The sequence below is a fragment of the Trueperaceae bacterium genome, assembly GCA_023954415.1.
GTDB lineage: Bacteria > Deinococcota > Deinococci > Deinococcales > Trueperaceae > JAAYYF01.
Window position 1 is genome coordinate 237,872 of sequence record JAMLIB010000001.1, and the last position, 24,511, is coordinate 262,382.

Annotated in this window: 18 protein-coding genes; 4 read left to right on the forward strand and 14 right to left on the reverse strand. The window is 72.5% G+C overall.

What is annotated here, in order from left to right:
* Positions 1-77 precede the first annotated feature (77 nt).
* The 9 genes from tsaB to M9914_01105 form a co-directional block, all read right to left on the reverse strand.
* Entirely contained in the window at positions 78-710 is a 633-nt protein-coding gene (gene tsaB / locus M9914_01065; GenBank protein MCO5172760.1) for a tRNA (adenosine(37)-N6)-threonylcarbamoyltransferase complex dimerization subunit type 1 TsaB, read from the reverse strand.
* Complete coding sequence (tsaE, locus tag M9914_01070) at positions 707-1,234, reverse strand: tRNA (adenosine(37)-N6)-threonylcarbamoyltransferase complex ATPase subunit type 1 TsaE (protein ID MCO5172761.1); 528 nt, start codon at positions 1,232-1,234, stop codon at positions 707-709. The genes tsaB and tsaE overlap by 4 nt, the downstream gene beginning before the upstream one ends.
* The gene (locus M9914_01075) at positions 1,231-4,098 is read right to left on the reverse strand and encodes a hypothetical protein (GenBank protein ID MCO5172762.1); all 2,868 of its coding nucleotides are present in this window, start codon (positions 4,096-4,098) and stop codon (positions 1,231-1,233) included. Before M9914_01075 ends, tsaE begins: the two co-directional genes overlap by 4 nt.
* A gap of 55 nt (positions 4,099-4,153) precedes the next feature.
* On the reverse strand, positions 4,154-6,055 hold the full coding sequence (locus M9914_01080) for a hypothetical protein (GenBank protein MCO5172763.1): 1,902 nt from the start codon (positions 6,053-6,055) through the stop codon (positions 4,154-4,156).
* The gene (locus M9914_01085; GenBank protein ID MCO5172764.1) at positions 6,052-6,918 is read right to left on the reverse strand and encodes a hypothetical protein; all 867 of its coding nucleotides are present in this window, start codon (positions 6,916-6,918) and stop codon (positions 6,052-6,054) included. The genes M9914_01080 and M9914_01085 overlap by 4 nt, the downstream gene beginning before the upstream one ends.
* Before the next feature lie 221 nt (positions 6,919-7,139).
* On the reverse strand, positions 7,140-8,189 hold the full coding sequence (locus M9914_01090; GenBank protein MCO5172765.1) for a DeoR family transcriptional regulator: 1,050 nt from the start codon (positions 8,187-8,189) through the stop codon (positions 7,140-7,142).
* Positions 8,190-8,316: 127 nt separating this feature from the next.
* Positions 8,317-8,778: an EVE domain-containing protein gene (locus tag M9914_01095; protein ID MCO5172766.1), complete on the reverse strand. Its 462-nt coding sequence runs from the start codon at positions 8,776-8,778 to the stop codon at positions 8,317-8,319.
* 70 nt (positions 8,779-8,848) lie between these two features.
* Positions 8,849-10,417, reverse strand: coding sequence for a glutamine-hydrolyzing GMP synthase (gene guaA, locus M9914_01100; GenBank protein MCO5172767.1), 1,569 nt, complete (start codon positions 10,415-10,417; stop codon positions 8,849-8,851).
* Positions 10,418-10,504: 87 nt separating this feature from the next.
* Positions 10,505-12,088, reverse strand: a complete 1,584-nt coding sequence (locus M9914_01105; GenBank protein MCO5172768.1) for a hypothetical protein — start codon at positions 12,086-12,088, stop codon at positions 10,505-10,507.
* 101 nt (positions 12,089-12,189) lie between these two features.
* Here M9914_01105 and M9914_01110 point away from each other — a divergent pair, with 101 nt between their 5' ends.
* From M9914_01110 to M9914_01125, 4 genes are all read left to right on the forward strand, one after another.
* Positions 12,190-13,245, forward strand: coding sequence for an Mrp/NBP35 family ATP-binding protein (locus M9914_01110; protein ID MCO5172769.1), 1,056 nt, complete (start codon positions 12,190-12,192; stop codon positions 13,243-13,245).
* Positions 13,246-13,655: 410 nt separating this feature from the next.
* Positions 13,656-16,325, forward strand: a complete 2,670-nt coding sequence (locus tag M9914_01115; protein MCO5172770.1) for a valine--tRNA ligase — start codon at positions 13,656-13,658, stop codon at positions 16,323-16,325.
* The gene (gene hutH, locus M9914_01120; protein MCO5172771.1) at positions 16,322-17,857 is read left to right on the forward strand and encodes a histidine ammonia-lyase; all 1,536 of its coding nucleotides are present in this window, start codon (positions 16,322-16,324) and stop codon (positions 17,855-17,857) included. The genes M9914_01115 and hutH overlap by 4 nt, the downstream gene beginning before the upstream one ends.
* Positions 17,854-18,864: an arginase family protein gene (locus tag M9914_01125; GenBank protein ID MCO5172772.1), complete on the forward strand. Its 1,011-nt coding sequence runs from the start codon at positions 17,854-17,856 to the stop codon at positions 18,862-18,864. The genes hutH and M9914_01125 overlap by 4 nt, the downstream gene beginning before the upstream one ends.
* A gap of 141 nt (positions 18,865-19,005) precedes the next feature.
* Here M9914_01125 and M9914_01130 read toward each other — a convergent pair whose 3' ends face one another.
* From M9914_01130 to M9914_01150, 5 genes are all read right to left on the reverse strand, one after another.
* Positions 19,006-19,548, reverse strand: a complete 543-nt coding sequence (locus tag M9914_01130; GenBank protein MCO5172773.1) for a helix-turn-helix transcriptional regulator — start codon at positions 19,546-19,548, stop codon at positions 19,006-19,008.
* Positions 19,549-19,728: 180 nt separating this feature from the next.
* Complete coding sequence (locus M9914_01135; GenBank protein MCO5172774.1) at positions 19,729-20,553, reverse strand: ABC transporter permease; 825 nt, start codon at positions 20,551-20,553, stop codon at positions 19,729-19,731.
* A complete protein-coding gene (locus tag M9914_01140) occupies positions 20,553-21,497 on the reverse strand; it encodes an ABC transporter permease (GenBank protein MCO5172775.1) in 945 nt (314 codons plus the stop codon). The genes M9914_01135 and M9914_01140 overlap by 1 nt, the downstream gene beginning before the upstream one ends.
* Before the next feature lie 148 nt (positions 21,498-21,645).
* A complete protein-coding gene (locus M9914_01145; protein ID MCO5172776.1) occupies positions 21,646-23,172 on the reverse strand; it encodes an ABC transporter substrate-binding protein in 1,527 nt (508 codons plus the stop codon).
* Positions 23,173-23,240: 68 nt separating this feature from the next.
* Complete coding sequence (locus M9914_01150; protein ID MCO5172777.1) at positions 23,241-24,500, reverse strand: M20 family metallopeptidase; 1,260 nt, start codon at positions 24,498-24,500, stop codon at positions 23,241-23,243.
* Positions 24,501-24,511: the final 11 nt, after the last annotated feature.

Genomic DNA, 24,511 nt, shown 5'->3' on the forward strand with positions numbered 1-24,511 from the left:
GCCACTGGGGCAAGAAAGCCCTTCGTCGCGGTGCGGTCCGCGAGGACGCCGTAGTCTCGCGGTGAGGCAGTATAACGCTACAGGTAGTGAGGTTTGGGCGGTTCGTCCGCGCCGCCCGCGGCCCCCGCCGCACCCCAGGCCAACGCGCTGGCTTCCGGTACCACGGGCGTCGCGGTGCCGTTCGCCGCGACGACGGTGCCGTACTCGAGGAGGGGGACGCCGGGATACGCGGTGGCCAACTCCGAGCGAGCGAGCTTGCGTGGCGCCTCCAGCTCCGCATAGCTCACCGCCCACGGCTGCGGGTCGCGGCGCTCCAGGAGCTGAGCGTAGGCGTTGCCGCGGCGCGCGTCGCTCGCGGCGACGACGCGCGCGCTGGGGGCCACCAACGCGGCCGGCATGGCGGCGAGGCTCGAGACCCCGACGCACCGGACGTCCCAGGCGCGGGCGATGCCGAGGGCGGTCGCCACGCCCACACGCACGCCCGTGTACGAGCCGGGCCCGACCCCGACGCCGACGGCGGCGAAGTCGCGCGCCGCGGCGCCGCTGGCGCGGAGCAAGGCCGCCAGCGCCTCGACGACGAGCGCAGCGTGCGCGCGGCCCACGTCGTCGGACGTGGCCGCCAGCGTGCCGCTTCCCGGGTCTACGACGGCGAGGGCCAGGTGCGTCGTCGAGCAGTCGATCCCGAGCAGCAGGGGGCCGCCGCCGCTCACGCTCCGGTACTCTCCTTCGCGGTGCCGGTCTGGTCGTCGCCGGTGCCGGTCCGTTCGTGCGTGGGGCCGTGCGTCCGCAACCAGCGCGCCTGGCGCGACGGTCCCGCCGTGCCCGGCGCGGCGGGCGCGAACGAGAAGGCCAGCTGCCACGCTTCCGGGTAGGCCTCCAGCAGCCCCTCGCCCCACTCGACCACGACGAGGCGTGCCCGGGAGCCGTAGTCGTCGAGCATGGCGCCCGCCAGACCCGCGCCCCCGGCGAGCCGGTAGGCGTCCAGGTGGACGAGGGGACCTTCCGGCGATGGGTACTCGTGCACCAGCGTGTAAGTAGGGCTCGTCACGGGCGCCGCAACGCCCAGGTGAGAGGCGAGCGCCTGGGTGAACGTCGTCTTCCCGGAACCGAGCGGCCCTGAGAGCACGAGCAGCGCGCCGGGCGGCAGCGCCGCCAGCGCCTCGCCGGCGAGGCGCTCGGTGTCTCCCAGCGTGGTCAGGGGGATGGGCCGCTCCGCCTCCGCCCCGCCGCTCACGGCTCGGAGCTACCCGCTAGCGGCCAGCCGCGGGCGTCGCGCCGCACCCGGCGCACCAGGGCGCCGGCGTGGTCGGCGTCGAACGTGCGCAGCAGGATCCGCTCCCCGTTCGCCAGGAGGACGAGGAGGAGGACCTCGTCGCCGTCGTGCGCTTGCAGCGCGTCGATGCCGGGCAGCTCGGCGGCGGCGGCCCGCGCGAGGCGCACCATGCCGGCCGCCGGCGACTGCTCGTCGTCCCGGCCCTCGTGGGCGAGGACACTCCCGTCGCTCGCCAGCCACGTGGCGCTCGTCAGGCGCTCGTCGTCGACGTAGTCGGCCAGCACCTGGCCGCGTTCGAACGCCGGCTCGGTGGCCGGCCTCGACCCCGTGACCTTCAGGAGACCGAGGACGTCGTCGAGCAGGCCGCCGCTGACGACCCTGTCAGCGACGAGCCTGGTCGCCTCGTACTCGTCCTTGAGGTCGACGAGCATGCGCTCGGCTTGGGAGAGGGCGCTGTCCAGCTGGAGCTGGAGGCCACGGGAGAGGCGCGGGAGCGCCTCGCGCTGCGAGTCGAGGTGGCTGAGGATCCGGCGCACCGTGGTCACGCCGTCGCTGTTCAGCTTCGCGACGGGCTCGAGGGCCACGAGGGCGGCGTCGAGGCGGGCGGGCATGCCGGCCAGCGTCTGCTCGGCGGCGCGCTCCAGCTCCGCGAGGCGCTCGGCCGCCCGCTTGAGGGTGTGCGGGGCCTCCCCGGCCTCGAGGTCGCGGCGCGCCTCGGCAAGGAGGTCCTTGAGCTCGGCGCCGGCGCCGGAGTTCTCGAACGGCGAGGCGGCTTGCGAGAGGCGTTTGAGCTCGTCGACCTGCTCCTGGCGTTGCGCCTCGCGTTCGTAACGCAGCGCGGCGTGGAGCTGCGCCAGGTCCGGGTAGCGGTCGAGCTCGAGGCCGAGGAGCGCCTTCTGGATGTGCTCCATGAGCGGGTGGTTGCCGAGCTCGGTCGCCTCCTCCGCCAGACGCATCAGGCGCCCGCGGAGGCTGCCGCTCAGCTCCTCCCTCAGCGCCTCGATCTCCGTGCCGAGCGACTCGATGTCGGAGTCCTCCAAGGGCGCTGCGGCCTTGCGCTCGTCGAGGAGCAACCCAGCGACGGCCGCCGCGCTCTCCTGCTCGTCGATCAGACGCGTTACCTCGCTGCGGAGCGCGGCCGCGCGGTCGCCGAGGGTCGCGGTGACCGGCAGGCGCTCCAGCTTGGCCCTGAGGGCGTTGAGCCGCGCCAGGCGCCGCTCGCTGGCCTCGGTGGCGCGCTCGGCGAGGCTCCGCTCCAAGGCCTCCTCGGCCTCGCGCGCCGCCGAGACGAGGTCGTGGGCCACGGCGCTCTGCTCCTGCGCCAGCCGCAGCTGGTCGATCTCCGAGCGCAGCCGTTCCACGTGCTCGCGCACGCCTTCGTCGTCCTGGCGGTTGGTCAGCGTGGCTTCCAGCCTGACGAGCAGCTGGGCCTGCGCCTCCAGGCTCTGCTCGCGCGCCTCGTCCTCGCGGTCCATGACCTCGGCCTGCTCGCTGGCGAGCTGGTGCAGGCGCCGGACGTGCTCGACGTCCGTGTAGCTCGGCAGGCCGGACTCGAGGATCCCGAGCGTGACGCGCACGGCCTGCCCGAGCTCCGTAGTGTCGACCTCGGGCCGCAGCCCGTCGATAGCCGAGCGGAGCTCGGTGAACTCCTCCTTCAGGTCGGTGCGCAGCGCGGCGCCCGTCGCTTCGAGGTCCTGCCTGAACCCGGTGAGCTCGCCGGCCACCGACCGCTCCGCTTCCAGCTCGCCGCGCAGCTCCGCGAGCCGCTTGCCGAGCTCGGGGTAGTACTCGATGACGGCGCCGAACTCGCCCTCCATGGCCCGGAGGTCGTGGCGTTCTGCCGCGATGTCGAGGAGCCGCATGCGGTCCTCGAACTCGGCGTCCCGCACGCTAGGTGGCACGACGTCGAAGGTCCGCGGCGCCGGCGTGTCCGCGAGCGCGGCCGCATCCGGTTCCGGCCCCGACCGCTCCGGTTCGGTGCGGCCGGCGGCCGACGCCCCGGTCGGGGCGGCACCGGGCCGCGCGTGGCGGTCGGCGCCCTGCTCGGCCACGCCGTCAGGCGCCTCGACTTCGGGCGTAGGCGTCGCGTCCGCCGCGGTCGTTCCGGCGCCATGGACCGCCCCGCCCAGCTGCGCGGCCTCGGCTTCTGCTGCGCGCCTGAGCTCGCGCGCCTGACGATGGGCCCGTTCGAGCTCGGCGGGCGCGAGCTGGCGCTGAGCTTGCGCGGCCTGTACCTGGTTGACGAGGGTCTCGAAGCGCCGCACGCGCGGGCCGCCCAGCTCCCTGACGGCCTCGAGCGTCTCGGCGAGCTCCCCCAGGTCGCGGGCTTGCAGGACGAGCTGGTCCTCGAGCTTCTGCTTGACGACGACGAGCTGCTCCTCGGCCTCCTGCAAGACGGCTAGGGCCGAGCGCCCCGCGCCGTACTCGCCGTCGACCAGTTGCACCTGCGCCCGCAGCTTCTGGACCTCCGGCCACTCGAAGTAGAGGTTGAACGGCCGCAGCTCCGCCTGGACGGCGGCGAGCCGCTGACCGACGGCCTCGAGGCTCGACTCGGAAGCGCTCGCGTCGCCCGGCGTGGCGGCGGAGGTGCCCGTGAGACGCTCCAGGATGCCGGCGACCGTCTCCTTGGCTTGCGTCACGGGCATCATGACCTGGAGCTGCCTGAAGACCTGCGCCTTCATGACCCTCTCGATATCGGCGAGGTCGGCGGTCTCGGGGGCGCGTCCGAGCTGGCGCAGGCCGTCCTTGAGCGCGCGGGAGACGATCCTCGGGGAGAGCACCGACTCTAGTTCCATCACGGCGGCCTGGTAGACGGAAGTGGTCATGACGGTCACGTGGCGCCGCCACCACTCGACCGCTCACCGCGGCTGCCGTATGGCATCAGAACTCCTCGTCCCAGTCGATGGTGGTGTTGCCGGTGCTGCTCTTCTTGGGCACCGCGGCGGCGGGCGCCGGGGCGACGCTCTTCTTCTGGCCGCCGAGGAGGCCGAACTGCACGCAGATGCCGCGCAGACCCACGATCGCGAGCACGAGCGCGACGAGGACGAGCACGGCCCACACGGCCTGGCCCGTCAGGCCGCCGAACATCGACCAGCGGCCGAGGTCGGGGAGCCACGCCATGTCGACGTAGCCGGAGAGGAGGTCGACCAAGGCCACGATCCCCTGGTAGAAGGTCGGGACCAGGAGGAGGAACAGCGCCCAGCCGACGAGCCGCCAGTTGCGGTTGCTGCCGCCGAAGGCCATCTTCAGGAGCACGAGCGGGACGATGGCCAGGAGCGCGAGGACGATGTACACGACGTTGCGAGGCAAGCCGGACCAGGCGGTCGCGACCGTCGTCTCGACGGCGTCAGCGACGCCGACGGGCTCGCCGGCGAAGGCGCCCCTGATGATGCCGGTCCTGGCGCCGACCAGCGCGGCGTCCGTGGTGGACAGGCGCGCCGTGTCGGCGAGCGTGGCGAGGAGGTCATCGGTGCCTTGCGCCACGTCCGGGGCGACCTGCCTCAGGCTCGGCGCCAGGACGGCGCCGTAAGTCGAGGCGATACCGGTCAGGGCGGCGTGGGCCTCCGTCTGGTCCCCGCGCCGGACGCCGGCGAGCATGCGGCCCGCGCCCGCGTCGAGCTCGGTGAAGACGGCCCCTAGGTCGGCGAAGCCGGCGTCGACGACGCGCTCCGCCTCGCGGCCGGCCAGGGCGCGCGGGACGCCGGCCCCGACGAGGTCGAGGCTCACCGCGTCCACGTGCGTCCGGCGCTCCTCGGCCTCGATCTCCGCCAACCGGGCGGCGACGGCTTGTTCCAGGTCCGGGCCCGTGAGGGCGCCGTCGCCCTGCGCCTCGGCCGGTTGCGCGGCGGTCTCGGCGGTCTCGGCGGTCTCGACCGTGGCCGGCTCCTCGGCGACCGGCTCGCTCTGGGCGCCGGCCACCACCTCCGGTAGCACGTCAGGGGCGAGGGCGGCGGGTTCCTGCGCCGCGACCTCGTCCGTGGGCTGGGTAGCGGTCTGGTCGGCGGCTCCGGCGTCGGTCGCGGCGCTGCGGGCGGCGGCGGCCAGGCGGGTGAGGGAGGTCGTGGCGCGCTCGGTGGCGGCGTCGAGCTCCGCGCGGTCGCCGGCGACGAGCGCCTGCGCCGCGCCGACGAGGTCGCGGTTCAGCGTGGCGTCGACGCGCGGGGAGTCCTGCACGAGCAGCGAGTCGCCGTAGGCCTTGGCGAGGCTGACGTACGCGCCGTCGCGGTCATCGTCGAAGAGCCGCGCGGCCACCTCGAGCTCGGCAGCCACGGCGTCGGCGGCGCCCGCCTCGAAGGCGAGCCTGAGCGCTGCGGAGGAGCCGGCGCTCGTGATCTCGGAGACGGCGTCCGCGCTGAACGCGAGACTCCTGGCCAGGTGCTCGAGGCGTCCGCGCGCGAGGGCGAGGTCGCCGTCGGCGTTCGAGAACGCCGAGTCGAGGACGAGGCGGCTGAAGCCGCCACCGAGCACGGCGGTCTGGACGGCCATGTCGGTGCGGCTCTGGTTCTCGACGGCCACGCGTGTGCGCTCGAACGTGCGCTCCATCGCTTGCACGAGGTTAGAGCTGGTGGCGTCGCGCGAGAGGGTCAGGAGCGCGTTGAGGGCGCGCTCCAGCTCGTCGCGCGCTTGCAGGCCGTCACCCGGCACCGAGGCGGTGGCGACCTGCAGGTTCTCGAGGGCTAGGTCGTAGCGCTGGAGAAGCGAATCCTCCTGCGCGAACGCGGCTCCCGACCAAAGCGCCACGACCAGCACCGCGGTGGCGAGAGAGAGTTGACGGCGGATCATGCAGCCTCCTCGAGAGCGGCGCGCGCGTTCAGGACGGCACCGATGTTGACGGTTCCTTGCGTGACGACGACCAAGCTGTCCTCACCGAACGGGAACAGGAAGAGCACACCGCTCGGGTGCTCGACCGACAGGGCGCGCAAGTCGCTCGAGCGCGCCAGAAGGTGACGAGAAGAAAGTACCAGACCGGGGAGGCGTTCCGGGTCGACGCCTTCCCCGCGTTGCAGGAGGATGGCGCTGCGCCGGAGCACGACGACCTGCCGGACCGCCTCGATGTCGCCGAAGAGCTTCAGCACCCTGCCGAGCGCCGGCTCGGCGAGGCGGGCGACCTTGCGCCGCGGCGCCGGCTCGGCGGCGCGGGACGTGCGGCGCCGCTTCCGCGGCACGACGGGCGCGCGACCGGCCAGGCGGCCGTCTGCGGCGTCGGGAACGAACTGGGTGCTCGGCAACGTGGCGAGGGGGCCGGTCTGGGCGGTCGTCGGCGCGGGCAGGGTGGGCCCCGGGTCCGTCGTGAGCTCGACGGCGGCCAGTCGCTCGGACGTCAACGAGACGTACGCGCGTTCGGCCTCGGCCTCCGCGATCAAGGCGTCGGCCACGGGCGTGCGGTGCTTGGGCTGAGGTGGCGCCGAGGCGGCCAGCTCGTCCGCTAGGAGCTTCAGGTGGTAGGTGAGGGCGGCACGCGGGAACGTGCCGGCGAGGCCCTTGCGCACGGCGCCCGCCAGGAGGTGTCGCATGGTCGAGACGGTCACGGAGTCACCGTCGTAGCCGGCGGAGGCGATGGCCTGGTCGAGGACCCCGGCCGCGACCCGTGGCGAGACGATGGCGGAGAGCGCCGTGTGCGTCTTGACGTAGACATCGTTCGGCATAGCCCTCCTTCGTGCCGCGCCGGTCACGGCTTGGTGGGGTGCGAGGCGCTGCCCTACTGGGAGCGGGACGCTCACGGTGCGCGACGCTTGCTCACGTGCGCCCGGTTCACGCACGGCTCCCGCCAGCGAAGGCGTCCACCCGTCAAGGAGCATAGTGCCGCGATGGGCGCGTTCGTTGTGAGATATTCCGTTGGCCAACGCCTCGTAGGCGTACCTCCCGGTCAGGCTCTACCGGGGCGCTCCAAGGCGCGGGCCAGGCCCTGCGCTACCGAGAGCGTCTCCGGGTAACGCATCCGTGCCGGCCCGACGATGGCCAGGTGACCGCTCGAGCGCCCGAGCGAGAAGGAGGCCCCTACGCGCGCTACGCGCTCGTCGAGGTCGACGAAGAGCTCACCCTCGGTGCCGCGACCGGCCGGCTCCCTACCCGCCGCGGAGCCTGCCGCGCCCGCCGGAGGTACCGGCTCGGAAGCGTCGGCGTAGTCGCTCATGCCCTTGGCGCCGCGGAGAGACGCGTTCCTCGACTCCGACTCGAGCGACTCGAGGGCCAGGCGCATGAAGCTCGGGTCCGCGCCCTCCGGCTCGTCCAGCAGGTGGCTGAACCCCTCCCTGAAGACGCGCGGCGGCTGCAGGTCGTGCCAAGCGCGCGCGAGCGCCACGAGCGTGCGGCTCAGCTCGGCGTCGGCGCGGTTGGCGAGCTCGAGCAGCGCGGAAGGGACCTCGCCGACCGGTTGGGCCAGTTGCCTCAGGTTGCGCTCGGCGTCGTCGATCACGTCGCCGTGCGGGGCGGGGTCGACGGTGACGCCGAGCTGGCGCACGAGGCCGTTCTCGAGGACGACGACCGCGAGGAGTCGGTTGGAGGCGAGCTGTGACAGGTGGATCTCGAGGATGTGCAGCGCGTCGTCCGCCGGCAGGTGGATGGTGACGGCGTAGCCGGACAGCTCCGCCGCCAGGCGCGAGGCGAGGGCGAGCAGGTCGTCGCCTTCCGCGCCCTTCAGGTGCTCGTCGAGGCGGCTCTGTTGGGCGGCGCGCAGGGGGCGCGGCGGCAGGAGGCTCTTGGCGTACACGCGGAAGCCGAGCGCGGTCGGGATGCGGCCGGCCGAAGTATGGGGCTGCTGGAGCAGGCCGGCGCTCTCCAGCGAGCCGAAGTCGTAGCGGACGGTGGCGGGGCTCACCTCGAGGCGCGCGGCGATGTGGCCTGACGCTACGGGGTGGGCGGTGGCGATGTACGACTCGGCCACCAGCTCGAGGACCCGTGTCCTACGCTCCTTCATGCTTGAGGATGCTACCACCACGCGCGAACGGCCGGGTGTGCCGGGCTTCGCGTGCCGCCCGGGCCTAAGGGCGACATGCTGGGCCGGCCCTCGGTCAGCCACCCCCGCGCCTGCCGTGCACCGGGCCTCAGGCCGCCGCCAGCTCCTCGACCCGCTTGGCGTGCTCCGGCTCGACGGGCATGACGCTCAGGCGGTTGCCGCGGGCGAGGAGCTGCATGCTCTCGAGGCGGGGGTCTGCGCGCATCTCCTCGAGCGTGACCGGTCGTTCGAGCGGCCTGACCGGCTCGAGGTCGACGAGGTACCAGCGCGGGGCCGCCGCCGTCGCCTTCGGGTCGTAGTACTCGTTGGCGGGGTCGAACTGCGTGGCGTCCGGGTAAGCCTCGGACGCGACCTTGGCCAGCCCTACGACGGCAGGGACCGCCGTGCTCGAGTGGTAGTAGAGGACGAGGTCGCCGACCCGCATGTCGTCTCGCATGTAGTTGCGGGCCTGGTAGTTGCGGACGCCCTCCCAGGCCGTGCGGCCGTCCGCGACGAGTTGGTCGAACGAGTAGCAGTCGGGTTCGGACTTGACCAGCCAGCAGCGTGCCATGCCAAGACTCTACCCGGCGTCGGCCGCGCGCGGTCGTCGTCCGCCGGCGACCGGGCCGGCGTGGTGGACGTCACTCCCACTCGATGGTGGCCGGCGGCTTGCTGGTGATGTCGTACACGACGCGGTTGACCTCGGGCACGCCGTTGACGATGCGGTTCGCGACCGTGGCGAGGAACTCGCTCGGCAGGCGCGTCCAGTCGGCCGTCATGCCGTCGACGCTCGACACGGCGCGCAGGGCGACGGTGTTGGCGTAGGTGCGGGAGTCGCCCATGACGCCGACGGAGCGCAGCGGGGTCAGGACCGCGAAGGCCTGCCAGGTGTCGTGGTAGAGGTCGAACTCGCGCAGTGCCGAGATGAAGACGTCGTCGACGCGCCGCAGGACCTCGAGCTTCTCGCGCGTCACGTCGCCGATGATGCGCACCGCCAGGCCGGGGCCGGGGAACGGGTGCCGGTCGCGCAGGTGCGGGGGGAGGCCCAGGCGTTCCGCCACCTCGCGCACCTCGTCCTTGAAGAGCGCCCTGAACGGCTCCAGCAGCTCGAAGCCGAGGTCCTTCGGCAGGCCGCCGACGTTGTGGTGCGACTTGATGTTGGCCGCGCCCGGCACGCCGGCCGACTCGATGACGTCGGGGTAGAGGGTGCCCTGGGCGAGGTAGCGGATGGGCCCGGCGTCCTGCTGGCGCCGCGCCTCCTGCGAGAACACCTCGACGAACTCCCGTCCGATGATCTTGCGCTTCTCCTCCGGGTCGGTGACGCCGGTCAGCGCGGCGAGGAACCGGTCGGCCGCGTCGACGACGGTGAGGTTGACGCCGAGCGAGCGCAGGGCACGCTCCACCTCCTCCGCCTCGCCGAGCCGCAGCAGGCCGTGGTCGACGAACACCGCCACGAGCCGGTCCCCGAGCGCCCGGTGCAGCAGCAGGCCGAGCGTGGTGGAGTCGACGCCGCCGGAGATGCCGAGCAGCACGCGTTCGTTCGCGCCGACCGTCCTGCGCACGCTCGCGATGCTAGCCTCGACGATCGCGTCAGGCGTCCAGTCGCGCGCCACGCCGGTCAGCTCCACGAAGCGCTCGAGCACGGCCATGCCCTTCGCCGTGTGGTGCACCTCGGGGTGGAACTGCAGGCCGTACAGGTGTCGTGCCCGGTCCTCCATCGCGGCGGCGGCCCCGCCCTCCGACACGGCGGTGACGGTGAAGCCCGACGGCACGCGCGTCACCGAGTCGCCGTGGCTCATCCAGGCGATGAACTTGCCCTCGACGCCCGCGAAGAGCTCGCCGGAGTAGCGCTCGAGGGGCGCCTTGCCGTACTCGCGCGCGCCGCCGCCACCCACGTTGCCGCCCAGCTCCTTGGCGAGGAGCTGCATGCCGTAGCACACGCCGAGGACGGGTAGGCCGAGGTCGAGCAGCCCCTGCGTCAGGCGCGGCGCGCCGGCGTCGTTCACGCTGTTCGGCCCTCCCGATAGGATCACGCCGGCCGGGGCGTGCGCCGCGATCTGCTCCGCCGTCGCCGCCGCCGGGACGAGCACGGACAGGACCTGGAGCTCGCGGAGGCGCCGCGTTATGAGGTGGCTGTACTGCGAGCCGTAGTCGACTACGACGATGCTGGTGCTGGTGCTGGTGTTGGCGCTGGTCTTGGCGTCAGGCATGCGTGACACTCCGTGCGGCGGCCTCGGAGGGCCGGTCTAGGGTTCGGGCGAGAGCGGTGGAGTCGGCCGGCGACGCCGCGGCGGCCGTCACGGCGCCGGCGGTGTCGGTTCCGGGAAGGAGAGCGTGATCACGACGTCGTCGGGGACGTGCAGCGTGACGTGCTCGCTTGAGCGCCCCTGGAACTGGGCGTGCACGACCCAGGCGCCGTTGGCGTCGAAGGCGACGCGCCGGGGTACCGAGCCGATGATCGTGCCGGGCTTGTAGCCGGAGCCGTCCGGGCTCGCGTCCACCACGAGGCTGACGGGCGGCAGGTTGGTCGGGTCGACGCGCACGTCGACGAGGTGCCTGACGGCGCCGGCTCCGACCTGACCGAGGTTGCTGGCGCGTTGGGCCCTCAGGGCAAGGAACGTCCCGAGGGCCACGAGGAGCACCAAGAGCACGAGCAGCGCGGGGCCGCGCCACGAGCGCCTGCGGATCACGGGCGAGAACGTGTCGGTCACGCGGATGGGCGCGGGTCGCGGGGCGTCGTCCAGCGTGCCTGGCCGGTAGGTAGCGCCGGGTGGGAGGTGCTTCACGAAGCCGGTCTCGCCCTCGCTCCCCCGCGGTCGCGGCTCCGCCGGTCTCGGCTTGCCCGTTGCCGCTGGGCGCGTGCCCGGGTCGCTCAGGACGGTGATGGGGTCCGGCTCCGATGGCGTCGGGCGGCCCCCTTGCGAAGCCGGTCGGCTCGGCTCTTCGGCCGGTCGCGCGGGCGGCTGATCGGGCGGAACCCTAGGGGTCGGCGTGCCTCGGGCGGGCGTTCGCGTGGGGGCGGTCCATAGGTCGCCCGCCTGGTCGGGGTCGCCGTCCTCGCCGGCGAAATCGAGGTTCAGGACGTCGTCCGACCGGACGACAGGCGGCGTGCGGGTCTCCGGACGCGGCGGCGAGCCGGAGGGCGGGCCCTCCGACGGGAACTCGAGCGCGTCGAACTCGGGAGAGCCCGACCTGGCGGGTTGGGTGCCCGAGGTGGTCGGTAGCACGATGTCGGCGAAGCCGGCCGACGGGACCGTGACGGCGCCGCCGGCGAGCCGTCTGAGCGTGGCTTGAAGGCCGCCGGCGTCGGTGTTGCTCGAGCCGGCCGCCGCCGCGCGCAGTACGGCCATGACCTCGGCGCTCAAGGTCCGTTCGCCCAGCTGCGCGAGCGCCTTGACGGCGTTGCGTAGGTCGGCTTGCAGCGCCGCGGTGAGCGCCGCCGGCACGGGAGCGCCTTTCTGAGGCACGGGCAGGCCTGGGCGCCAGGGGACGCCGTACCCTTCGAGGTAGAGGGCGCCGCCCGACCAGAGGAAGCGCCCAGGCCCGAGGTCGCCATGCGCGATGCCGCGCCTCGCCGCATCGCGCAGGATGGTGGCGGCGCGCAGCGCGAACTTGTCGTCTATCACGCTCTCGCCCGGAGCGACGAGCGTAGCGTCGTTCGGGTACGCCACCACGAGGCAGCCGCGACCGTCGGCGGCGGAGGCCGCGAGCACGGCCGGGATACCGTCGAGCTCGGCTTGACCGGGGGTGAGCGTGGGGGAGCCCGGGAAGTCGTAGACGAGGACCGGTAGTCCGGTCACCACGTCGACGCCGACGTTCGTGACGACATCGCCGTCGCGCCTGAGCTCCTGGTTGCGCTGGAAGCGACCCGTTTGTTCCACGCGCCTGTGAGTATAGCCGCGCCGCCCATGGGTCACAAGGCGACTTGGGTAAAGTGCGCGGCAGCCACCCGCCCACTCACGCTGGTACGCTCTTGCTCAGCATGGACGTCACTCGCGACCGCGTACTCGAGGCCCTCAAGGGCGTCAACGATCCGGAACTCAACCAGGACCTCGTCACCCTCGGCATGGTGGACTCCGTCGCCGTCGACGGCGACGCCGTCAAGCTCCAGATCACCCTCACGACGCCCGCCTGCCCCCTCAAGGCGAAGATCGAACAGGACGTGCGCACGGCCGTCGCTAGGCACACGGGCGCGACCGCCGTGGAGATAGTCTTCGGCTCCAAGGTCCGCGGACCGGCGCAGATGCCGCTGCCGGGGGTGCGCAACGTCATCGCCGTCGGCTCGGGCAAGGGCGGGGTGGGCAAGTCGACCGTGGCGGCCAACCTGGCGGCCGCCCTGCACCTCGAGGGGGCGCAGGTCGGCCTGCTCGACGCCGACATCTACGGTCCGAGCCAGAGCAAGATGTACGGCGTCGAGGGCAAGCGCCTCATGGCGGACGACGAGAAGCACATCCTCCCCCTGCGCAACCACGGTGTGAAGGTCATCTCGATCGCCAACCTGGTCGAGGACGGCCAGGCGCTCACGTGGCGCGGCCCCATCCTCCACGGCACCCTCACGCAGCTCCTGAAGCAGACGGTGTGGGGCGAGCTCGACTACCTGATCGTCGACCTGCCGCCCGGCACCGGCGACGTGCAGCTCTCGCTCTCCCAGCTCGTGCCGGTCACGGGCATGGTGCTCGTCACCACCCCGCAGGCGGTGGCGCTCGTCGACGTCAAGCGCGCCTACACGATGGCGCGTAAGACGCACATCCCGGTGCTGGGGGTGATCGAGAACATGAGCTACTACGCGCTGCCGGACGGCACCCGCGACTACATCTTCGGCGAGGGCGGGGCCGCCGGCTGGGCCGAGAGCGAGCGGCTGCCCCTGCTCGGCCGCGTCCCCATCACGCGCAGGCTCCGCGAGAGCGGCGACGGCGGCGTGCCGATCGTCGTCTCGGACCCCGAGAACGCCAGCTCGATCGAGCTGCGGCGCGCGGCGCGGCTGACGGCTGGGCAGATCAGCATCCAGTCGCAGAACGCCCTACCCATGGTGGGGTGAGTCGGGCCGTCGGTGAATACCCGGGCCGTCCCTGACGGCCGGGTGAGCTCGCCGGGCCGGTGCTATCATCCTGGCAGCGGGAAGAGTAGGCGCACCCGCCCCGCCAGAGAGTCCGTGCCGGCGCTTTGCCGGGTGCGAGCGCGGACCGGGAGCGAGCGCCGAACGTCGCCCGTCGGGCGGTTCGCCGCCCTGGGGTAGTGGGCCGGCCTGGAGAAGCCAGCGCGTGCCCGGCGCCCCCGCGGGCTGCCGCGCCTGAGAGCAGCGACCTAGAGTGCCCCCGCGGCGCGGGGGAAATGCGGTGGTACCGCGGGGTCACGCACGTGCCTCGTCCGCAACGAGCCGGACGGGGCGTTCTCGTAACCCGATGCCCCTCCGGCGGGCGCCACGAGCGCCCGGACACGGAGGAGTCCATGGCCGAGCTCATCCAAGCCGACGACCTGCCGAGCCGCTACGACCCGGCCGCGCTGGAAGCGCGCTGGGCGGAGCGCTGGGCGCGCGAGCCGTTCGCCGCCGACGCGCGCAGCGCCAAGCCGCCCTTCTGCATCGTCATCCCGCCGCCCAACGTCACGGGCAACCTGCACTTGGGGCACGCCTTCGACAACACCATCATCGACGTCCTCATCCGCTTCAAGCGCATGCAGGGGTTCGAGGCGCTGTTCCAGCCCGGCACGGACCACGCCGGCATCAGCACGCAGGTGCAGGTCGAGAAGGCGCTGCGCAAGGAGGGGACGAGCCGCCGGGAGCTCGGGCGCGAGGCGTTCCTCGAGCGCGTCTGGGAGTGGAAAGAGCGCTACGGGGGGATCATCCTCGAGCAGCTCCAGCGCCTCGGCGTCAGCGCCGACTGGACGCGCGCCCGCTTCACAATGGACGAGGGCCTGTCGCGCGCCGTCCGCCGCCAGTTCGTCGAGCTCTACCACGCAGGGCTCGTCTACCGCGGCGAACGCATCGTCAACTGGGACCCGGTCAGCCGGACGGTCCTCTCGGACCTGGAGGTCGACCGCGAGGAGCGGCCGGGCAAGCTCTACGAGCTGGCCTACGCGCTCCAGGCACCCGACGGGCGAGGCCACGACGGCGAGATCACGATCGCCACCGTGCGCCCCGAGACGATCTTCGCGGACGTGGCCGTGGCCCTCCACCCGGACGACCCGCGCGCGGCGGCCCTCGTGGGGCGGCGCGCGCGCATCCCCCTCACGGACCGCTACGTTCCGATCATCCTCGACGAGGCCGTGGAGCTCGGCTTCGGCACCGGCGCGTTGAAGATCACGCCGGCGCACGACCCGACGGACTTCGAGATCGGCGAGAGGCACGGCCTCCCGCGCCCGAGCGTCATCGACCTGGACGCGCGCCTGGCCGGCGAGCTGGTGCCGGAGGAGCTGCGCGGCCTCGACCGCTTCGAGGCGCGCGCCGAGGTCGTGGCGCTGCTCGCCGCCGGCGGTCACCTGCGAGGGGAGCGCGATCACGCCATCGCCCTCGGCCTGTCGCAGCGCACGGGCGAGCCCGTCGAGCCCATCCTGTCCTTGCAGTGGTTCTACGACACGGACTCCATCGCGGCGCGCGCGCTCGCCGGGCTGGAGGCCGGCGAGATCGCGGTGGTGCCCGAGCGCTACGCGAAGGTGAACAAGGACTGGCTCGCGAAGCTGCGCCACTGGACGATCTCTCGCCAGCTCTGGTGGGGCCACCGCATCCCCGCTTGGTACGACGCGGACGGCAACGTCTACGTGCCGCCCGTGGACCGGCCCGACCTCGACCCCACGGACGACCCCCGCTACGCCGGCATCGAGCTGCGGCAGGACGAGGACGTGTTCGACACGTGGTTCTCCTCCAACCTCTGGCCGTTCAGCACCCTGGGGTGGCCCGACGAGGCGGACCCGTTCTTCCTGAAGTTCTACCCGACGAGCGTCCTCGTCACGGGCTACGACATCCTGTTCTTCTGGGTCGCGCGCATGGAGCTCGCCGCCTACCAGTTCACGGACCGCAAGCCGTTCGACACGGTGGTGCTGCACGGCCTCGTGCTCGACGCCAACGGGCAGAAGATGTCCAAGTCGAAGGGCAACGGCATCGACCCGCTCCAGGTCATCGAGCAGCACGGCGCGGACGCCCTGCGCTTCGCGATGGGGTATGCGAGCACGGGCGGGCAGGACGTGCGCTGGGACGACCGGCGCGTGGAGATGGGCAGGAACTACGCCACCAAGCTCTGGAACGCCGCCCGGTTCGCCCTCCTCAACCTCCAAGGCGAGAGCCCGCGAGACGACGGGGGGGCGTTGCGCCCCGTCAAGCTGGCCGACCGGTGGATCTTGAGCCGCCTGCAACGCACGATTAGGGTCGTGACGGATGCGCTCGAGGCCTTCGACCTCGGGGCCGCCACGCGCGCGCTCTACGACTTCACCTGGTCGGAGTTCTGCGACTGGTACCTCGAGGCGGCCAAGCCGGCCCTCAAGGAGGCGGACGAGGCGACGCGCGCCACCCTGAGGCGGGTGCTCGAGGCCGTCCTCGCCATGCAGCACCCCCTCATGCCGTTCGTGACGTCCGAGCTGTACGCGGCCCTGGGGCACGAGGGCCAGCTCGCCCTCGCCGAATGGCCGCGCGGCGACGAGAGCCTGGTCGACCAGGCGGCCGAGGACGACTTCGCGCGCCTGCAAGGGGCGATCCAGGCGGTACGCAGCCTGCGCAGCGAGGCCGACCTGTCGCCCACCGCGCGGCTCGTCGTGAGCGTGGCTGGTGAGGGGGCGGCCCTGATCGAGCGCGAGGCGGCCGTGTTCGAGGCCGTGGCGCGCGCGCGGCCCGAGCCCCGCGCCGCCGACGCCGGTCCGAGCCTCACGAGCGCCCTGCCCGGGCTCGAGGTGCGCCTGCCCCTCGCCGGTCAGGTCGACGTGACCGAGTACCTCGCGCGGCAGCGGAAGCGGCTCGCGAGCCTCGAGGAGGAGCGCCTGCGCTCCGAGCGCAAGCTGGGCAACGAGAAGTTCGTGGCGAACGCGCCTGCCGAGGTCGTGGCAGAGGAGCGCCGCCGCGCGGCGGAGGCCGGGGAGCTGGCGGCGCGTTTGCGCTCGCTGTTGGCACGGTTGGGAGGCGATGAGGCTTGACCAAGACCTTTCAGCTCGGTTCCGAGCTGACCCTGGCGGCGCTCGAGGGCGTGGCGCGCGGCGACTGGCGCGTGGTGTTGCCGCCCGCCGTCGAGCAGCGGCTCGCGTCCAACCGCGCGTTCGTCGACGCGCTGCTCGCGCGCGGCGACACGGCGTACGGCGTGACCACCGGCTTCGGGCGCTTCGCGACGACGCGCATCGGCCCGGCCGACGTGAGGACGTTGCAGCGCAACCTCCTCCTCTCCCACGCCGTCGGCGTCGGCGAGCCGTTCCCACCCGAGGTCGTGCGCGCCATGCTCCTCCTGCGCGCCCAGTCCTTGGCGCACGCCGCTTCGGGCGTGCGCCCCGCCGTCGTTGCCCTGCTCGCGCAGCTCCTCGAGCGCCGTGTCCACCCGGTGGTGCCGTCGCAAGGCTCGGTCGGGGCCTCCGGCGACCTGGCGCCGCTCGCGCACATGGCGCTCGTCCTCATCGGCGAGGGCGAGGCCGAGGTCGAGGGGGAGCGCCTGCCCGGCGCCGCCGCCCTCGCGCGGGTCGGTCTCGAGCCGCTCACGCTCGAGGCGAAGGAGGGGCTCGCGCTCATCAACGGCACGCAGGCGATGACCGCGCTCCTCGCCCTGGCGCTGCTCGACGCCGAGCGGCTCGCCGCGGCGGCCGACGTGGCCGCCGCGATGACCATCGAGGCGCTCCTGGGCAGCCACGCCCCGTTCGACCCGGCCGTCACCCGCCTGCGCCCGCACTCGGGGGCGCTCGCCGTGAGCGCCAACATGCGCGCCATCCTGGCCGACTCTCAGGTCGTCCTCTCCCACGCCGACTGCGACCGCGTGCAGGACCCGTACTCCCTGCGCGCCGTGCCCCAGGTCCATGGGGCCACGCGCGGGGCGCTCGCGCACGTGCGCGAGGTCGTCGAGACGGAGCTCGCCTCCGTGACGGACAACCCCCTGATCGTCACGGACGACGGCCACCAGCGCGTCATCAGCGCCGGCAACTTCCACGGTCAGCCCCTGGCGCTGGCCGCCGACTACGCCGCCATCGCGGTCGCGGAGCTGGCCAACATCTCGGAGCGGCGCGTCGAACAGCTCGTCAACCCGGCTCTGTCCGGCCTGCCCGGCTTCCTGACCGAGCACGGCGGCCTCGACTCCGGCCTGATGGTGGCGCAGTACACGGCCGCGGCCCTCGTGAGCGAGAACAAGGTACTGGCCCACCCGGCTTCCGTGGACTCCATCCCCACGAGCGCCAACCAGGAGGACCACGTCTCCATGGGCGCCCACGCCTGCCGCAAGCTGGGGTCCGTGTTGCGCAACGCGCGCTACGTGATCGCCGTCGAGCTGCTCGCGGCGGCGCAGGGGCTCGACTTCAGGGCGCCCCTCGTGCCCGGTAGGGGCGCGGCGGCCGCCCACGCGCACATCCGCGAGCGCGTGCCGCACCTGGGCCACGACCGTTACCTCAAGCCCGACCTGGAGGCCGTCCACTCGACCCTGGCAGACGGCGGCCTCCTGGCCGCGGTGGTCGCCGCCGGCGTGGAGCTCGCGTGAGCGGCGCCCGGCACACGGAGTTGCCGTTCACTGGGCCCGCCACGTTCTTCAAGGCGCCGTTCGTGCCGGTGGCCGAGCTGGCCGAGTTGGCCGCGCCGGAAGGCGCGCGCTCCGGCGACGCCGGCTCCGGGCGGCCGGGCCTGGCGCCGGTCGGCTACGACGTGGGCCTCCTCGGTGTGCCCTTCGACTTCGCCGTCGGCTTCAGGCCGGGCGCGCGCTTCGCCCCGGCCGCCTTACGCGCCGCCAGCGGCCGGTACGTGCTGCCGCCCGAGGGCTTCTACGACCAGGAGACGGACACGTTCCGTCTGGCGGGCGCGCGGCTGGTGGACGCCGGCGACGTCGACGTGGCGCAGCTGGAGACGGCGGTCAGCCACGACAGGATCACCGCGGCCGCGCGAGCGCTGCGCGCGGCCGTCGGGTTGCCCGTGTTCGTGGGCGGCGACCACTCGGTGAGCTATCCGCTCCTGCGGGCGTTCGACGACGTGCGCGAGCTGCACGTCGTGCAGCTCGACGCCCACCTCGACTACTCGGAGGCGCGCAACGCCACGCGCTACGCGAACTCCAGTCCGTTCAGGCGCGCCGTCGAGGCCCTGCCTGGCCTGAAGCACATCACGGTCGTCGGGCTGCGCGGGGTCCGCGCCGACGCCGAAGCCTTCCGCGCCGCTCGTGCACGCGGGCACAAGCTCCTGGGCGCGCGCGCCGTGCGCGCCGGGCTCGCGGAGGCGGTCGAGGGCCTGCCGCGGGGCGTCGACGTCTACCTGAGCGTCGACGTCGACGCGCTGGACGCCGCGGAGCTGCCCGGCACCGGCAGCCCCGAGCCCGAGGGCCTTACCTACGGCGAGCTGCGCGACCTCGTGACCGCTACGTTCGCCCGCAACCGCGTGGTGGGCATGGACCTCATGGAGCTGGCGCCCGAGTTGGACCCGACCGGCAGGAGCGCGCTCCTCGCGGCGCGGCTGCTGGCGGAGGCGTTGGCGGCGTGGTGGGAGACTCGGGGCTCGAAGTAGCCGCTCTGTTCCCACTGACGTCGGCTCCTAGTGCCGACCGAGGCGGGTTGGCCGAACACAGCCACGCTCGGCCGGTCGGAAAAGGGTCGCGGCCGGGCCGTGGGAGCAGCCCAGCCGCGACCGGCGTTCTGGGAGCCCGCCCTATGGGACGGCAGGGTGATGGGCGACGAGCGCCGCCAGGTACTGAGTGCGCGACTCGAGGCCGAGCTTGCTGAGGATGTTCGAGACGTGCGCGTTGACGGTCTTCTGCGCCACGCGCAGGTGGTCGGCGCTGGCCGCGGTGTCGAGACCCTGGAGGAGCAACCTCGTGACTCGCAGCTCCATGTACGTCAGGCCGCTGCGCCACTGGTACGTCTTCAGCGAGGAAGCCGCCGCGTAGATGCCGGCCACCAGCATGCGCATGTCGCCGACCTCGACGACGCCCGAGACGTGGTGGCTCGCCAACATGTCGAGGTAGGCGGGGTGGCTGCCTTGGGTGACGACCACCGTCTTGGCGCGCTCCACGCTGTTCATGTCGGTCATGCGCGTCATGGCCCAGGTCAGGGGGAAGTCGAGAACCAGCTGTGCCGCGGCCGCCTGCCACCTCGGCGGGGACGCCGTGACCTGGTCGAGAGCTTCCTGCACCAAGCGGTGGTAGCTCTCGTCAGCTGCGATGATGTTGACCGAGGGTGGCTTGCTGGCCATGATCTTTCCTCCCGAGCTGGTTTTCCCTTATGGGGCTCTCATGTTTCATGCCTCCGGGTAACACGCTCGTTACAGCCGGAGCGCGACAAAGCTCGGTGCGCGCGGCTCGGATTCGTCATCGGACGCAGGCCGGCCGCCCGAGGAGGGGCGCCTAACTGTCTTGGGCGGTTGCCTAACGCGTCATGCCCGCGGGTCCCACAGGTCCCTCAACCCGTCGCCTAGGAGGCTCCAACCGAGGACCGTCCACACGATGGCGAGGCCGGGCACGAGGGCGGGGTAGGGGCTCATGGCCATGAAGCCTTGCGCCTCGCGCAGCATGTTGCCCCAGCTCGGCACGTCCGGCGGGGTCCCGAGGCCGAGGAACGAGAGCGCCGCCTCGGCCAGAACGGCCACGGCGAGGCTGAGGCTCGCTTGCACGATCAGTGGCCCCAGTGCGCCCGGGAGGATGTGGCGCAGCAGGAGCCGGCCGCTCCGCACGCCGAGCGCGCGGCCGGCCTCGACGTAGTCGCGCTCCTTCAGGCTGAGCACGCTCGAGCGGGCGATGCGCGCGAAGATCGGCACCGACGCGATGCCGATGGCGACCATGGCTGTCAGGGTGCCGGGCTTGTAGACGGCGGCGAGGAGCAGCGCCATCAGGATGGCAGGGAAGGCGTACGCCACGTCGACGAGACGCATGACGACCTCGTCGAGCACGCCGCCGAGGAAGCCGGCGACGGCGCCGAGGAAGCCCCCGACGCTCAGGGCGAGGCCGACGGCGATGAAGCCGACGTAGAGCGTGGAGCGCGCCCCGACGAGTACGCGCGAGAGCAGGTCGCGGCCGAAGTGGTCGGTGCCGAGGAGGTACTTGCCCGAGGGCGGCTTGAGCTGGCTCACGAAGTCCATCTTCAGCGGGTCGGTAGGCAGCCAGGCGAAGCTCAGGAGCGCGGCCGCAGCGACGACGCCTACGAGCACCGCTCCCACTATCAGGTTGCCGCGCCCCGCCAAACGCGCGCCTCGCCCGGCCATCAGGAGTACCGGATGCGCGGGTCGAGGAGCCCGTACGAGAGGTCGACGAGGAAGCCGAGGAAGACGATGGTGGCCGCGTACACGAGGATCTCGCCCTGGAGCAGGGGGAAGTCGCGCGTGCCGATGGCCGTTATCGCCAGCCGGCCCATGCCGGGCAGCGCGAACACCTGCTCGATGACGATCGAGCCGATGAAGACGTTCGTGAGGGAGAGGCCGAGGATCGTGATGATGGTGACCATGGCGTTGCGCAACGCATGCTTGAGCACCACGCTGCGCCGGCCGAGCCCCTTGGCCCGGGCGGTACGCACGAAGTCCTGGTTGAGGACCTCGAGCATGGCGGCGCGCGTCATGCGCACCATGACGGCCGCCTGGCCGAGGCCGAGCGCCAGCATGGGCAGGACGAGGCTCTTGAACCACTTGGCGGGGTCGGTGGCGAACGGCGTGAAGCCGCCCGCCGGGAAGAGCCGCAGCTCGACGGCGAAGTAGAGGATGAAGATGAGCCCGAGCCAGAAGCCGGGTATGGCTGCGCCAAGCTGCGAGAGCGCCACGACGAGCGGGTCGACGAACGTGCCGCGCCGCACCGCCGCCAGGATGCCCAACGGGATGGCGAGCAGCGTGGCGACGAGGGCCGCGCCCAACGACAGGGGCACGCTCACCTTCAGCCGACCGCCGATCAGCTTGGCGACGGGCTGCTGGTAGTTGAGGCTCTCCCCGAAGTCGCCCCTGAGCACGCCGCCGAGCCACGCCACGTAGCGGCGGGGCGCCGGCACGTCGAGCCCGAGCTTCGTGCGCAGGGCAGCGCGCGCTTCCTGGCTGGAGTTGAGCCCGAGGATGATCTCGGCCGGGTCGCCCGGGATGGCCACGATCGCAGAGAAGACGACGAGGCTGGCCAGCCACACGCTGACGATGGCGGTGAGGAAGCGTCTGACGGCGAAGGCCAGCATCGGGTTGCTCGGGTCTCCTGGGCGTGGGCGTCGAGCGGCTCGCGCGGCGCGGCGCGAGGGTTCAGAGGCGCGGTCGGGCGGCGCCGCGGAGGGCACCGCCCGACGCGCGGGCTAGCGGGAGCGTTCGGCTGCAAGGAACGCCCGAGGCTCAGTTCGTCTTGAACACCTCGGTCACGTCGATGGCCGGCGTGGGCTGGTCGGTCCAGAAGCCGTAGACGTTCTGCTTGGCTGCCATCAGGACGGGCGGCGAGAAGAGCCAGACGTTCACCGCGTCGTTCGCGATGACCTTGGCGATCTCCTGGTAGGCGGCCGTCTCGGCCTCGGTGCTGCCGGCGGCGTCCGCCTCGCCGAGGAGCTCGCCGATGCGCGGGTTGTCGTAATGGTAGTAGTAGCCGGGGTTGGCGTAGACGTTGATGTCGCGGGGCTCGGAGTGCCCGATGATCGTCATGTCGTAGTCGCCACCGAGGAAGATGCGCTGGATCCAGGTGCCCCACTCGACGACGCTGAGCTCGACGTTTATCCCGACCTCGCGCAGCATCTGCGCCACGACCTCGCCGCTACGGCGCTCGATGTTGTACGGCTCGGGCAGCTCGAAGTGGATGGTGAAGCCGTCGGCGTAGCCGGCCTCGGCGAGGAGCTCCTTGGCGCGCTGCGGGTCGTACGGGTACGTGCCGGAGAGGTCGATGTAGTAGGGCTCGGACGGGCTCATGTGCGAGCCGATCACGGTACCGAGGCCGAAGAAGGCGCCCTGCACGATGGCCTGCTTGTCGATGGCCATGGTGATGGCTTGCCGCACGCGCACGTCGTCGAACGGCGCGCGGGTGTTGTTCATGGCCACCGTGATCTCGGTGGTCATGGTGCCCTCGGTGCCCTTGAGCTCGGGGTTGCCGCCCAGCACGAGGTACTGCTCGGAGGTCACGCCGGTCAGGTCGATGTCGCCGGCCTGCAGCGCCGCGAAGCGCGTGTTGGGATCGCCGATGATCTTGAAGACGGCCTTGTCGAGGTACGGCACGCCGGCGACGTAGTAGTCGGCGTTGCGCTCGAGCACGACCTCGCTGCCTTCCGTGTAGGAGGCGAACTTGAAGGGGCCCGTGCCGATGGGCTGCGAGCGCTGCGTGTCGGCCTTCGCGGCTGGGTAGATGATCGAGTCGGGCCGCGCGAGGTTGTACAGCAGGCCGCGGCTCGGCTGGCTGAGCGTGAAGACGACGGTGTGGTCGTCGGGCGCCGCGATGCCTGCGATGGCCGCGTAGTACTCTGGGTGGGTGTGACCGGACTCTGGGTCGCGGGCGCGCTCGAACTTGGCCACGACGTCGGCCGCCGTGAAGGCGCTGCCGTCGTGGAACTTCACGCCCTGGCGCAGGTGGAACGTCCAGGTGAGGCCGTCGCTGCTGATGTCGTACGACTCGGCGAGGCCCGGCACGATGGCGCCTGTGCGGTCGAACTTGACGAGGCCCTCGAAGACGTTGTTGTACACGACGCGCGGGATCTCCTGCGAGGTCGAGGCCGTCGGGTCCCAACCGGGCGGGTCGGCCGTGATGGCGACCGTGAGGGTGCCTCCCGTGACCGGGGCGGGGTCCTGGGCGAAGGCGCTGCCGAGCAGAAGCGCGCTCGCAAGCAACGCCGCGGCGAGCGCCTTGCCGCCGAGACGAGCGAGCGGGAAGCGGATGGCGACCATAAGGTGTCCTCCAGTCGACCGGTAGTCGAGGAGTGGTCCCTGACGGTTCAGGGCACCGGCTCCGGTCTTCAAGCGTGTGACGAGAGATAAGTTACCGCAGCCGCGGCGTACAGGCGAGCGCTGGTCACGACCTCGCTCAGGCGCACGAACTCGTCCACCTGGTGCGGGATCGTCCTGTCGCCGGGTCCGATCGTCACCACCGGGATGTCGCGCCACGCCCAGAGGAACGTGCCGTCCGTCGCGCCCGGCACGCCGCCGTAGCGCGGCGGCGTGCCGAGCACGGCCGGGTAGACGCTCTCCAGCGCGCGCACCAGCGGGTCGTCCGCCTCGGTCCGGGTCCAGGGGCGCGACTCGAACACGTCCAGGTGGAAGCGCAGGCGCTCCGTGAGCGCCTCGAGCCCGGCCGCGATGCGGCGCAGCTCCGCCTCGATGGCGGCGTGGTCCTGGCCCGGCACCGTGCGGATGTCGAGCGCCAGGTACGCCTCCTCCGGCATGACGTTGAGCTGCGCCTCGCCCGAGGCGGGGGAGCGCACCACGGTCGGCGTGATCCACGGCAGGCCGAGGTGCTCGTGCGAGCCGAGGCGCTCCTGCTCGCGCCGCTCGAACTCGCGCAGGGCGACGATGAAGTCGGCGACGCCCCGGTTCGGGTTCACGCCCGCGTACGGCATGGCGCCGTGGCTCATGACGCCGACGACGCGCACGTTCACGCGCATGGCGCCCTTCTGGAAGAGGCAGAGCTCGTTCTCCTCGGGCTCGGCCACGATGCAGCCGTCGACGGCGTCCGCCCAACCGTTGTTTATGAAGGCCTTGATGCCGAGCATCATGCCCTCCTCGTCCGCCACGATGCCGAGGCGGATGCGGCCGGTTAGGTCCGGCGCCACGCGCATGACGGCCTCGAGCGCCGCTATGCACGCGGCCACCCCGGCCTTCATGTCGGCGCTGCCGCGCCCGTGCAGCACGTCGTCGCCGTCGCGCCGCTCGATGCGCCCCTCGAAGGGCGGGACCCGCCACTTGCCCGGGTCGCCCTCCGTTACGACGTCCGTGTGCCCCTCGAACATGAGCGTGCGGTGCCTGGACTCGTCGAAGCCCGTGCCGTGCCAGTCGCAGATGACGTTGGGGCGGCCGGGGGCCGCCTCCTCGACCACGGGCGCGAGGCCGAGCGCCCGCAGCTGGTCGGCCACGAACGCGGCCGCGTCCGCCTCCGTCGTGCCGAGGGCGGCGTCGTAGACGCTCCTGACGCGCACGAGCCCCTGCGCTAGCTCGGCCACGCGCGCCGGGTCGACCGCGGCGGCGGCCCGCTCCGAGAGGTCGCTGGGGTAGGAGTTCATAGCGGGCGGCC